Consider the following 12899-nt stretch of genomic DNA (forward strand, 5'->3'; position numbering starts at 1 on the left):
GCGGGGTTCAGTCCTCGCGACGCTCCAGCGCGTCTTCGAGGCGCTCGATCTTGCCGTCGATCTCGCCGGTGCGACCGGGACGGATGTCGGCCTTGAGCACGAGCGACACGCGCGATCCGTAGGGCATCACGGCATCCGTCGCCGCCTTCACGACGGCGAACACCTCGTCCCACTCCCCCTCGACCTCGGTGAACATCGAGGTCGTGCGGTGCGGCAGTCCCGACGCGCGCACCACGGCGACCGCCGCGGCGACGGCGTCGTGAACCGAGGCGTCGGGGTTCTCGGCGGCGAGGGTGCCGACGCCCGAGGGGGCGACGGAGAAGGCGATGAGCATGGTGCGAGCCTACGGCGACGTGCCCGCGGGCGGAACGGGCTCAGCGTGGCGCCGCCGTACCGGCGGGGCGGGACGGCGTCAACGCGTCGCAGGAGCGCGCGCCGGCGACCCGCGGGACGACGGGCGTCAGCGCCCCGCGGGCACGCGCGTCGGCAGGGGCCGGCGACCCGTGACGATCTCGCGCAGCCCCGCGGGCGGGCGGACGCGCCCCACCGGCACGCGCACGACCCGCACGATGGCCCACACCAGCAGCACGAGGCCGAGCACGTTGCGCGCCTCGAGCACGAACACCGGGAAGGGGTTCGGGTGCTGGGCCATGAGCCCGTCGTACATGAGCGGGTACATCCACTGGGTGAGCGCGGCGATCACGAGGGTCATCGCGGCGAAGCCGTACCAGCGTCGCCGGTCGATCATGAGGCCGAGCACGACGGGGGCGAACAGCCACACGTAGTACTGGGGCGAGCCGACCTTGTTGAGGGCGATGAACGCCGTCACCAGGGCGAGCGAGAGCGGCGGGAAGAGGCTGAGGAAGGTCGCGCCGCGACGCATCTTCAGCACGCCGACCACGGCGACCCCCGCCATGACGAGCAGCATGATCGGCGTCATCGCGGCGATCAGCGGCTCGGCTCCGGGCCCCGTCACCTGGAAGGTCAGCACGTCGCCGTCGTAGTACACCTCGTTGCCCGGCACGTAGAAGGCCGCGAGGAACATGTAGACCGCCCCGACGGGCGCTTCCATCTGGATGCCGCGGGTGGTCTGATCGCCCACGAAGCCGAACACGTAGGGGGCGCCGCCCAGGGCCACCACGGCGACGATCGTCACGAGCGAGACCGCGACCGCGCCGTAGACGAGAGCGAGGCGTCGGCGGATGGCGACGAGGCCGGCGGCGAGGATCGCGGCGGGCCACACCTTCATCCACACCGCGACCGAGAGCAGCACGGAGGCGAGGAACGGGCGCCGCAGCATCCAGATGCCGCCGAGGATCGCGAACGGCACGGTGATGCCGTCGATGCGGTAGAGGCCGACGGGGCCGACCAGCAGGATCGCGGCGAGCCAGAACCATGCGGCGAGCACGCGGCCGGTCGAGCGACCCTTGCCCACGAGGATGACGAAGGCGACGAGGTTGAACAGCGACACGGTGATCGCCCATGCGGGGGTGTACCCGGTGAACCAGGCGAAGATCCACGCGAAGGTCATCGGCAAAAACGCGAGCTGCGGGTAGATCCACTTCTCGGTGATCCCGGGCCACTGCCAGGTGTCGCTGCGGGTGCACGAGGTCACGTCGATGCCGCCGAACAGGGCGCAGCGCGACCACGGTTCGTACACCAGGTACACGTCGCCCATCGGCTCGTTGGGCTGCTGGTAGCCCAGGATCCCCACCACGACGTGTACGGCGACGAACGCGATCAACAGGGGAACGACACGCCTCAACACTGCTTCATCCTAAGCGGGCGGCTCCCCCGGCCCCCGACGAGCCCCCTCGGCCCGGCCGGTGGGACCGTCGGCAGGACCTTCAGTCGCGGTCGTCGGAGAGCACGGATGCCACGACCCGCGGCAGCGCCTCGGCGACGTCGAGCGCGGTGAGGGGTCCCCCGTCGGCTCCGCTGTCCTTCGAGGCCCGCGTCCCAGCGGCTCCGTGCAGCCAGGCCGCGGCCGCCGCGCACCGGGCCAGATCGTCGAGGCCGTCGCGCCGGTCGGCGACGGCGCCGGCGACCACCGCGCCGAGCACCCCGCCGAGCACGTCGCCCGTGCCGGCGGTCGCCAGCCACGGTGTGCCCGCAGTCACCCGTCGACTGCGCCCGGCCGCGGCGACGATCGTGACCGCGCCCTTCAGCAGCACGACCCCGCCGAACGCGGCCGCCGTCTCGAGGGCCGCCTCCTCCCGCTCGTCGTCGTCGCCGATCTCGACGGAGGCGAGCCCGAGGGCCTCGCGCAGCCGGGTGAGCTCGCGGGCGTGCGGCGTCACGATCACGGGTGCGCTCGCAGCCGGCACCAGATCGAGCGCACCGGCGTCGACCACGACCGGCAGATCGCCGTTCAGGATGCCGCGCAGGGCCGCCGTCTCGGCCGCGTCGCGCTCGGCGGCATCCGTCCCCGATCCGATCACCCACGCCTGCACGCGCCCGTCGGCTGTCACGGTCTCGGGCCGTCGCTGCAGCACGAGATCCTGCGCGCGCTGCGGCCCCAGGTAGCGGACCATGCCCGTGCCGGTGCGCCACGCGGCCTCGACGCCGAGCACCGCGGCACCCGGATAGCGGGCCGATCCGGTGCGCAGGCCCACCACTCCGCGGGAATACTTGTCGTCGTGCGCGGTTGGCCTCCGCAGTGCCCGGGCGGCATCGCGCCCGCTGAACTCCATCGCCGTCATGGCGTCACCCTAGAACGCGGAGGTTCCCCATGAGCGCCCTCTTCACTCCTCTTACGATCCGCGGTATCGAACTGCGCAACCGCCTGTGGGTCTCGCCCATGTGCCAGTACAGCGCCGTCGACGGAATGCCGAACGACTGGCACCACGTGCACCTCGCGCAGTTCGCTGCCGGCGGGGCCGGCCTCGTCATCGCCGAGGCGACGGCGGTGTCGCCCGAGGGCCGCATCTCGCCCGACGACACGGGCCTGTGGACCGACGCGCAGGCCGACGCCTGGTCGTCGATCGTGGCGGCCATCCGCGCGCGCGGTGCCGTGGCCGGGGTGCAGCTGGGCCACGCGGGCCGCAAGGCTTCGACCACCTCTCCCCTCACGGGCGGGCGCGGCACCGTGTCCATCGACGACGGCGGCTGGAGCACCGTCGCCCCCTCGGCGATCGCCTACGACGCGTTCGCCGAGCCGGTCGCCCTCGACGCGCGCGGCATCGAGAAGGTCGTCGACGACTTCGCCGATGCGGCCCGTCGCGCCGTTGCCGCGGGCTTCGAGGTGCTCGAGGTGCACGCCGCCCACGGCTACCTGCTGCACCAGTTCCTCTCGCCCCTGACCAACCACCGCGACGACGAGTGGGGCGGCTCGTTCGAGAACCGCGTGCGACTGCTCGTGCGCGTGACCGAGGCCGTGCGGGCCGCCGCCCCCGACGCGGCGGTGTTCGTGCGCTTCTCGGCCACCGACGCGGCCGAGGGCGGATGGAGCGTCGACGACACCGTCGCGGCCTCACGTCTCGTCGCCGACGCGGGCGCCGACCTGATGGACGTCTCCAGCGGCGGACTCGTGCCCCACCAGCACATCGTCCCCGGGCCCGGCTACCAGGTCGACTACGCCGAGACCGTCCGCCGCGAGACGGGCCTGCTCGTCGCCGCGGTCGGCATGATCGACGACCCGACCTTCGGCGAGCAGATCCTCGCCGACGGCCGCGCCGACGCGATCCTCTCGGCCCGCGAGTGGCTGCGCGACCCGCACTACGCGCTGCGCGCCGCGGCGGCCCTGGGGGCACCGAACCCCGCCCCCGCGCAGTACGTCCGCGCGTACTGAGGCCGGCCCCCCACACGAAGACACCGGATGCCGCGAGCCCCAGGGGCCGCGGCATCCGGTGTCTCGAACCGGGGTCAGACGAAGCGGCGACGCTCCGTGGCGTCCTGCACCTCGCCCACGAGCTCTTCGATGACGTCCTCGAGGAAGAGCACGGCCCGCACATCACCCTCGTCGTCGCGGACCTGGGCGAGGTGGCGACCCGAGCGACGCATGAGCGCGAGCGCGTCTTCGAGATCGGTCGTCTCGAGCACCGACACCATGTGATGCACGCGCTTGTTCGGGATGGGGCGCGCCATGTCGGCATCCGCCCCCTCCGCCGCGCGCAGCACGTCCTTCAGGTGCACGTACCCCGTGGGGTTGCCGGCGCCGTCGACGATCACGTAGCGCGAGTAGCCGTGCTGCGCGACCGCGCGCTCGATCTCGGCGGGCGTGGTCGTCTCGGGAAGGGTCACGAGCTCGGCCATCGGCACCGCGATGTCGGCGGCCTTCTTCTCGGTGAACTCCACCACCGCGGTGACCGTGCCCGACGCGTCGTCGAGCACGCCCTCGCGACGCGACTGCGTCACGATCGTCGCGACCTCATCGAGCGTGTAGGTCGAGGCGGCCTCGTCCTTGGGCTCGACGCGGAACAGGCGCAGCACGTGGTTGGCCGTCCAGTTCAGCGCGACGATGATCGGGTGGAACGCCTTCGACACCGCCACCAGCGGCGGGGCGAGCATGAGCACCGCACGATCGGGCAGCGAGAACGCGAGGTTCTTCGGCACCATCTCGCCGAACACCACGTGCAGGTACGACACCAGCAGCAGTGCGACGACGAAGCCGATGACGCCGACGGCGGCCTCCGGCAGACCCGTGAGCCCCAGGGGCCCCTCGAGCAGGTGGTGGATCGCCGGTTCCGAGACGTTCAGGATCAGCAGCGAGCAGATCGTGATGCCGAGCTGGCAGGTCGCCAGCATCATCGTCGCGTGCTCCATGGCGTACAGCGCGGTCTTGGCGGCACGCGATCCCCGGTCGGCGTGCGGCTCGATCTGCGAGCGGCGTGCCGAGATGACCGCGAACTCCGCGGCGACGAAGAACGCGTTGAAGGCGAGCAGCACCACGAGCCACGCGATTCCGGCCCAGTCGTTCATCACTGGTCCCCTCCCTTCGCGGCACGCACGAGGTCGTCGACGTCCTGCTCGTGGGGGGTGGGCGTGAACTGCACGCGGTCGACGCGGCGACCGTCCATGCGCTGCACGGCGAGCACCCCGTCGTCGAGGTCGACGGTGTCGCCGACGGCGGGGATGCGCTCGAGCGCGGCCATGATGAATCCTCCGACGGTGTCGTAGACCTCGCCCTCGGGCACGCGCACGCCGGCGCGGTCGAGGGCCTCATCGGGTCGCAGGTCGCCCGGGAAGGTGACGGATGCCGCGGAGTGCACGACACCCGCGCGCGAGCGGTCGTGCTCGTCGAGCACCTCGCCCACGATCTCCTCGACCAGGTCTTCGAGCGTCACGACGCCGGCGGTTCCGCCGTACTCGTCGACGACGATCGCCATCTGGTAGCCGCGCGAGCGCAGCTCCGACACGAGGGTGTCGAGGTGCACCGTCTCGGGCACGCGCAGCGGCTCGGTCGACAGCGCCGCCACGGGCACGTCGCCGCGACGCTCGCGGGGCACGCCGATCGCGGCCTTGAGGTGCACCACGCCGATGATGTCGTCCATCGACTCGCCGTACACGGGGAAGCGGCTGTGGCCGGTGCGACGGGCGAGCTGCACCACGTCGTCGGCGGGGTCGCCCGCGGCGAGCGCGTGCACGCTCGGGCGCGGGGTCATGACGTCGGCCGCGCTGAGGCGGGCGAAGGTGAGGCTGCGGTCGAGGAGCGAGGCGGTGTCCTTCTCGAGCATGCCGGCGCTCGCCGAGCGCTTGACGAGGCTCGACAGTTCTTCGGCCGAGCGGGCGCCCGAGAGCTCCTCCTTCGGCTCGACGCCCATCGCGCGCAGCACGCCGTTGGCGCTGCCGTTGAGCACGAGGATCGCGGGCTTGAACACCGCGGTGAAGGCCACCTGGAAGGGCAGCACGAGCTTGCCGGTCTGGCGCGGGATGGCCAGGGCGAAGTTCTTGGGCACGAGCTCGCCGAGGATCATCGACAGCACCGTGGCGAAGCCGACGCCGATGATCGCCGCGAGGGGAATCAGGACCGTCTCGGGCACGCCCCACCCCTGGAACAGCGGGCGCAGCAGGTTCGAGATCGCCGGCTCCATCGTGTAACCGGTGAGCAGCGTCGTCAGCGTGATGCCCAACTGCGCGCTCGACAGGTGCGTCGAGGTGATGCGCAGTGCATCGATCGTGAGCGACAGGCGGGTCTCGCCCGCGGCGCGGCGGGATTCGAGGTCGGCGCGGTCGAGGTTGACGAGCGCGAACTCGCTCGCGACGAACAGACCGGTACCCACGGTGAGCAGAAGCCCCACGCCCAGCATGACGTAATCCATCAGGCATCACCCCCGCTCGAGCGTGCGGCGGAAGAGGGTCTGTGGGGCCTGGGTCTACAACTGGGAGGGTCGTCCATCGTGACGTCGATTCTATTGCAGCCCGGGGCCTGCGGCATCCGTCTCGTGCAGGTCTTTCGCAGCGGGGAGGATGGGCGGATGGATGCCGACACCCCGGCGCAGCACCGCGCCGCCGCCGCGGAAAGAGCGGTGCTCGATCGCTACCTCCATCGCTACGGCCCCGTCGCCTGGGCGCACGCCTCGGTCGCCGACGCCCGCACCGCCCGGACGTGGCACTACTGGTGGCACGCCCATCTGATCCACGTGCTCGCCGACGCCGAGCGCAACCGCCCCGATCCGCGCCGCCGCCGGCTCCTGCGACGACTGGGCCGCGGCGTGACCCTGCGCACCATCGGGCGCTGGACCACGCCGTTCTACGACGACATCGCCTGGATGGGTCTCGGACTGTTCTCCAGCCGCGCCAACCCCCGCGCGTTCCGCAAGATCGCCGGCGTTCTGCACGAGGCGATCGACCCGAACGTCGGCGCCCTGCCGTGGAGCGTCGGCAGCGCGCTGTACAACGCCCCCGCGAACGCGCCGGGGGCGATGGTGCTCGCCCTCACCGGCCACCGGGCTGAGGCGGAGCGACTCGCCGACTGGATGGCATCCATCCTCGACGACGAGGCCACCGGTCTCGTGCGCGACGGCATCGAGCACGACGCGGTGCGCCCCGACCTGTGGACCTACAACCAGGGCGCCACGATCGCCCTCGAGCTGCTGCTGGGCGAGTCGGCGATCGACGAGACCGACGCCGCGTGGAGGCACGTGCGCCGGGCGCGCGAGCTCGTGCTCGCGGTCGAGCGCTGGTGCGCCGACGACGACGGCCTCTTCCCCGCGGCCGGAGGCGGCGACGGAGGCCTGTTCGGCGGCATCCTGGCCCGCTACCTCGCCGATGCGGCCGTGGAACTGTCCGAGAGCGAAGACGCCGAGGGCGACGCCGCCGCACGCGCGGCCCGCCGCCTGATCGAGCGCAATGCCGACGCCCTGTGGGAGGGCCGGCGCGAGGGGCTGTTCCCGGCCGACCCGCGCCGTGCGGCCACCGACGACGGCGACGACCTCGACCTCTCGGTGCAGATGGGCGCCTGGATCACGCTCGAGGCCGCGGCGAGCCTCGACCGCCTGCTCACCAGCTGACGGGGAGCGCCTTTCCCTCTTCGTACCCGGCGGCCGACTGCAGGCCGACCCGTGCGCGCTCGTGGAACTCGGCGACGGTGGCCGCCCCGGCGTAGGTGAACGACGAGCGCACGCCCGAGGTGATCATGTCGAGCAGGTCTTCGAGACCCGGGCGCTGGGGGTCGAGGTAGATCCGCGACGACGAGATCCCCTCGGCGAACAGCTCCTTGCGCGCCCGCTCGAAGGGGTCGAGCGCTCCGAAGCGCCCCTGCACCGCCTTCGTGGAGGCCATGCCCCACGACTCCTTGTAGAGCCGCCCGGCGTCGTCGGTGCGCAGGCGCCCCGGCGCCTCGATGGTGCCCGCGAACCACGAGCCGATCATGACGGATGCCGCGCCAGCGGCCAGCGCGAGAGCCACGTCGCGCGGGTAGCGCACCCCGCCGTCGGCCCAGACGTGCGCCCCGACCGCCCGCGCGGCCTCGGCCGTCTCGAGTACGGCCGAGAACTGGGGGCGCCCGACGGCCGTCATCATGCGGGTCGTGCACATCGCGCCCGGACCGACGCCGACCTTGAGGATCGTCGCGCCCGCGTCGGTGAGGTCGCGCACGCCGACGGCGGTGACGATGTTGCCGGCGGCGATCGGGATGCCGAGATCCAGCGCCGCCACCTCGCGCAGGGCCCGCAGCATCTGGGCCTGGTGGCCGTGCGCGGTGTCGACCACCAGCACGTCGACCCCGGCCCCGGCGAGGGCGCGGGCCTTGGTCGCCACGTCGCCGTTGACGCCCACCGCGGCGGCCACGATCAGGCGGCCGTCGGCGTCGACTGCGGGGCGGTAGACCGAGTCGCGCAGCGCGCTGCGCGCCGAGAGCGTGCCGACGACGCGATCGCCGTCGACCACGGCGACGATGTCGGCGCCCGCCGACTCCACGAGGGAGAAGACCGCGCGCGGGTCGCCCACGCGCTCGACCTCGACGACGGGGGCGTCGCTGCGGGCGATGTCGCCGAGCAGGGCGTCGGGAAGGGCCGTCGCCAGGCGCTGCGCCGAGACGATCCCCCGGAACCCGGCGAGGTCGATGACCCCTCCCTCGCGCTGGTCGGCGACGATCACGCCGCGGCCGGGCACGGGAGGCAGGGCGAGGCGCGCGTCGGCGACGGTGGCCGACGGCGGGAAGACCAGCGGGGCGTCCCACGCCACCGGCTGCGCCTTGACGTGGGCGATGGCCTCGACCAGGCGCGGCAGCGGCATGTCCTGCGGCAACACGCCGAGTCCGCCGCGACGCGCGAGGGTCGCGGCCAGTCGCGTGCCGGTCACCGAGTTCATGTTCGACGACACCAGGGGAATGGTCGCTCCGCTGCCGTCGGCGGGGGCGAGGTCCACGTCGAGGCGGCTGCGCACCTCGGAATGACGGGGGACGAGGAAGACGTCCGAGTAGGTCAGGTCGACATCGGGCTGGGCGCCGGAGAACTGCATGGCATCCACCCCATCACACCATTCGAAAGTAAAGGCCCCGTAAAGCCCCCGGATGCCCGCAGAAACCTCGGCTAGGCTGGAAGACGCGTTTGACGGCGACGTCGGCGCATCCACAGGAATCTTCATTGAGGAAAGCAGGCGATCGACTGTGTCGAGCCAGGTGACGGGCGTCGGTACTTCGAGCGAGGGCGAGTTCGGCGCGAACGAGTGGCTCGTAGACGAACTCTACGAACAGTTCAAAGTCGACAAGCACTCCGTAGACAAGGCCTGGTGGCCGATCCTGGAGGCGTACCACCCGGTCGTCGACGGGTCTTCCGCCGCCGCTCCCCCGCCCTCCGCGCCTCAGGCGCAGTCGGGGTCCGAGCCCAAGCCGGTGACGGCCCCCATCCCCGTGGTCGGTCAGGCGCCCGTCGCCCGCACCACGGCGAAGCCCGCGAAGCCGCAGCCCATCCCGGCGCAGGCGCCCAGCACGGTGCCCTCGGCCGCCGGCCAGAGCACCGAAGAAGACCGCGTGACGGTCCTCAAGGGCATGCCGAAGGCCCTCGCGTCCAACATGGACGACTCGCTGACGGTTCCCACCGCGACCAGCGTGCGCACCATCCCGGCGAAGCTGATGATCGACAACCGCATCGTCATCAACAACCACATGTCGCGGACGCGCGGCGGCAAGGTCAGCTTCACCCACCTCATCGGGTGGGCGCTCATCCAGGCGCTCAAGGAGTTCCCGAGCCAGAACGTCTACTACGCCGAGATCGACGGCAAGCCCTCGGTCGTGGCACCCGCGCACGTCAACCTGGGCATCGCGATCGACATGCCCAAGCCCGACGGCTCGCGCGCCCTGCTGGTCCCCAGCATCAAGCGCGCCGACACGCTCAGCTTCGGCGAGTTCCTCGCCTCGTACGAAGACCTCGTGCGTCGCGCCCGCACCAACAAGCTCACCCCCGCCGACTTCCAGGGCACCACGGTGTCGCTGACCAACCCCGGCGGCATCGGCACCGTGCACTCGGTCCCCCGCCTCATGCGCGGCCAGGGCGCGATCATCGGCGCCGGCGCGCTCGACTACCCCGCCGAGTTCATGGGCGCGAGCACCAAGACGCTCAACGAGCTCGCGATCGGCAAGACGATCACGCTCACCAGCACCTACGACCACCGCGTCATCCAAGGTGCCGGCTCGGGCGAGTTCCTCAAGAAGGTGCACGAGCTCCTCATCGGCGAGCGCGGCTTCTACGACGACATCTTCGCCGCGCTGCGCATCCCCTACGCCCCCATCCACTGGGCGGCCGACGTCAGCGTCGACATCTCCGAGCGCATCGACAAGAGCGCGCGCGTGCAGGAGCTCATCAACTCCTACCGCGTGCGCGGTCACCTCATGGCCGACATCGACCCGCTCGAGTACGTCCAGCGCACGCACCCCGACCTCGAGATCGAGTCGCACGGGCTGACGTTCTGGGACCTCGACCGCGAGTTCGTCACCAACGGTCTCGGCGGCAAGCGCGTGGCCAAGCTGCGCGACATCCTCGGCGTGCTGCGCGACTCGTACTGCCGCACGATGGGCGTGGAGTACATGCACATCCAGGACCCGGCCCAGCGCCAGTGGTTCCAGAGCAACATCGAGGTCAAGTACACCAAGCCGGGCCACGACGAGCAGCTGCGCATCCTGTCGAAGCTGAACCAGGCCGAGGCGTTCGAGACGTTCCTGCAGACCAAGTACGTCGGCCAGAAGCGCTTCAGCCTCGAGGGCGGCGAGTCGCTCATCCCGCTACTCGACCAGATCCTCCAGGGCGCGGCGGCCACCGGCCTCGACGGAGCCGCGATCGGCATGGCCCACCGCGGCCGCCTCAACGTGCTCACCAACATCGCGGGCAAGACCTACGGTCACGTGTTCCGCGAGTTCGAGGGCGCCGTCGCGATCGGCAGCAAGCGCGGCTCGGGCGACGTGAAGTACCACCTCGGCACCGAGGGCACCTTCGTCGGCGACGAGGGACACGAGCTCCCGGTCTACCTGGCGGCCAACCCCTCGCACCTCGAGACCGTCGACGGCGTGCTCGAGGGCATCGTCCGCGCCAAGCAGGACCGCAAGCCCATCGGCACGTTCTCGTGGCTGCCCATCCTCGTGCACGGCGACGCCGCGTTCGCGGGTCAGGGCGTCGTGGTCGAGACGCTGCAGATGTCGCAGCTGCGCGGCTACCGCACCGGCGGCACGATCCACGTGGTCGTCAACAACCAGGTCGGCTTCACCACCACGCCCACCGACGCCCGCACCTCGGTGTACGCCACCGATGTCGCCAAGACGATCCAGGCGCCGATCCTGCACGTGAACGGCGACGACCCCGAGGCCGTCGTGCGCGCGGCCGAGCTCGCGTTCATGTACCGCGAGGAGTTCCACCGCGACATCGTCATCGACCTCGTCTGCTACCGCCGCCGTGGTCACAACGAGGGCGACGACCCCTCGATGACCCAGCCGCTGATGACCAACCTCATCGAGGCCAAGCGTTCGGTCCGCCGTCTGTACACCGAGTCGCTCGTCGGCCGCGGTGACATCACCGAAGACGAGTACGAGCAGGCGAAGCAGGACTTCCAGCGCCGACTCGAGGTGGCCTTCGCCGACACGCACGAGGCCGAGACGGGCACCAACCCGGTCGTCACCACCGACGCGGCCGACGAGCCCGCGGTGGGCGCTCCCGAGACCACCGGCGTCTCGCGCGAGGTCGTCCAGCACATCGGCGACGCCTTCGTGAACAAGCCCGACGGCTTCACGGTGCACACCAAGCTGCAGCAGCTGCTCGACAAGCGTCACGACATGAGCCGCAACGGCAACATCGACTGGGCTTTCGGCGAGCTCCTCGCCTTCGGCTCGGTGCTGATGGAGGGCACGCCCGTACGCCTGGCCGGTCAGGACTCGCGCCGCGGCACCTTCGTGCAGCGTCACTCGGTGCTGCACGACCGCGACAACGGCCAGGAATGGCTGCCGCTGGCGAACCTCAGCGAGAACCAGGGCCGCTTCTGGGTCTACGACTCGCTGCTCAGCGAGTACGCCGCGATGGCGTTCGAGTACGGCTACTCGGTCGAGCGCTCCGACGCCCTCGTGCTGTGGGAAGCCCAGTTCGGCGACTTCGCCAACGGCGCGCAGTCGGTCATCGACGAGTTCATCTCGTCGGCCGACCAGAAGTGGGCGCAGCAGTCGAGCGTCGTGCTGCTGCTCCCCCACGGCTACGAAGGACAGGGACCCGACCACTCGTCGGCACGCATCGAGCGTTACCTGCAGATGTGCGCGCAGGACAACATGATCGTGGCGCGCCCCTCGACCCCCGCGTCGTACTTCCACCTGCTGCGTCGTCAGGCGTACCAGCGCCCCCGTCGTCCGCTCGTGGTCTTCACGCCGAAGGCGATGCTGCGTCTGCGCGGAGCGACCAGCCCCGTCGATGACTTCCTCGAGGGTCGGTTCGAGCCGGTGCTCGACGACGATCGCGGCCTCGACCGCGGCGCCGTGAAGCGCGTGCTCCTGCACGCCGGCAAGATCCACTGGGATCTGCGCGCCGAGCTCGAGAAGAACCCGAACCCCGAGATCGCCCTGGTGCGGGTCGAGCAGTACTACCCCGCCCCGATCGACGAGCTCAAGAAGGTGCTCGCGCAGTACCCGAACGCCGAGCTGGCGTGGGTGCAGGACGAGCCCGAGAACCAGGGCGCGTGGCCGTTCATCGCCCTCGAGGTCGCCGACCAGCTCGACGGCCGCCCGGTGCGTCGCATCTCGCGTGCCGCCGCCGCCTCGACGGCGACCGGTTCGCCCAAGGTGCACGCGAACGAGCACGCCGCGATCATGAGCGAAGCGCTCGCGCGCTGATCTCGCGAACGAAGGGGCCCTGCCGACCGGCGGGGCCCCTTCGTCGTTCCCGGATGCCGCGGTGCCGAGGTCGTGAGACGTCACCTGTCATGCCGCGGAGGCGTCGCAGAATCCGCGTGACGTCGAGGAATCGCACCCTCCGCACCGAGAAGTCCGG

General features: G+C 71.3%; 9 protein-coding genes. 3 read left to right on the top strand and 6 right to left on the bottom strand.

Annotation, left to right across the window (positions count from 1 at the left end):
• Positions 1 to 7: 7 nt before the first annotated feature.
• From FS769_RS02025 to FS769_RS02035, 3 genes are all read right to left on the bottom strand, one after another.
• Positions 8 to 334 carry a thiamine-binding protein gene (locus tag FS769_RS02025; RefSeq protein WP_144828725.1) on the bottom strand — a complete coding sequence of 109 codons (327 nt, stop codon included), beginning with the start codon at positions 332 to 334 and terminating at the stop codon, positions 8 to 10.
• A 126-nt stretch (positions 335 to 460) separates the two neighbouring features.
• Positions 461 to 1768 carry a glycosyltransferase family 87 protein gene (locus tag FS769_RS02030; protein WP_144828728.1) on the bottom strand — a complete coding sequence of 436 codons (1308 nt, stop codon included), beginning with the start codon at positions 1766 to 1768 and terminating at the stop codon, positions 461 to 463.
• A 79-nt stretch (positions 1769 to 1847) separates the two neighbouring features.
• Positions 1848 to 2702 carry an ADP/ATP-dependent (S)-NAD(P)H-hydrate dehydratase gene (locus tag FS769_RS02035; protein ID WP_144828732.1) on the bottom strand — a complete coding sequence of 285 codons (855 nt, stop codon included), beginning with the start codon at positions 2700 to 2702 and terminating at the stop codon, positions 1848 to 1850.
• Between the two features lie 29 nt (positions 2703 to 2731).
• Here FS769_RS02035 and FS769_RS02040 point away from each other — a divergent pair, with 29 nt between their 5' ends.
• On the top strand, positions 2732 to 3790 hold the full coding sequence (locus tag FS769_RS02040) for an NADH:flavin oxidoreductase/NADH oxidase (RefSeq protein WP_144828736.1): 1059 nt from the start codon (positions 2732 to 2734) through the stop codon (positions 3788 to 3790).
• Positions 3791 to 3864: 74 nt separating this feature from the next.
• Here FS769_RS02040 and FS769_RS02045 read toward each other — a convergent pair whose 3' ends face one another.
• Both FS769_RS02045 and FS769_RS02050 read right to left on the bottom strand, forming a co-directional pair.
• On the bottom strand, positions 3865 to 4920 hold the full coding sequence (locus tag FS769_RS02045) for a hemolysin family protein (protein WP_144828739.1): 1056 nt from the start codon (positions 4918 to 4920) through the stop codon (positions 3865 to 3867).
• Positions 4920 to 6260 (bottom strand): hemolysin family protein, encoded by a 1341-nt coding sequence (locus tag FS769_RS02050; RefSeq protein ID WP_144828742.1) that lies wholly within the window; start codon positions 6258 to 6260, stop codon positions 4920 to 4922. Before FS769_RS02050 ends, FS769_RS02045 begins: the two co-directional genes overlap by 1 nt.
• Positions 6261 to 6416: 156 nt before the next feature.
• Here FS769_RS02050 and FS769_RS02055 point away from each other — a divergent pair, with 156 nt between their 5' ends.
• Positions 6417 to 7451, top strand: a complete 1035-nt coding sequence (locus FS769_RS02055; RefSeq protein ID WP_144828745.1) for a glycoside hydrolase family 76 protein — start codon at positions 6417 to 6419, stop codon at positions 7449 to 7451.
• Here the strand turns inward: FS769_RS02055 and FS769_RS02060 are convergent.
• On the bottom strand, positions 7441 to 8901 hold the full coding sequence (locus FS769_RS02060) for a GuaB1 family IMP dehydrogenase-related protein (protein ID WP_144831764.1): 1461 nt from the start codon (positions 8899 to 8901) through the stop codon (positions 7441 to 7443). The two genes, FS769_RS02055 and FS769_RS02060, sit on opposite strands and share 11 nt — an antisense overlap.
• A gap of 148 nt (positions 8902 to 9049) precedes the next feature.
• Between FS769_RS02060 and FS769_RS02065 the strand changes: the two genes are divergently transcribed.
• On the top strand, positions 9050 to 12742 hold the full coding sequence (locus tag FS769_RS02065) for a multifunctional oxoglutarate decarboxylase/oxoglutarate dehydrogenase thiamine pyrophosphate-binding subunit/dihydrolipoyllysine-residue succinyltransferase subunit (RefSeq protein WP_144828747.1): 3693 nt from the start codon (positions 9050 to 9052) through the stop codon (positions 12740 to 12742).
• Positions 12743 to 12899 lie beyond the last annotated feature (157 nt).

This window comes from Microbacterium sp. BH-3-3-3 (assembly GCF_007679045.1).
Classification (GTDB): domain Bacteria; phylum Actinomycetota; class Actinomycetes; order Actinomycetales; family Microbacteriaceae; genus Microbacterium; species Microbacterium algihabitans.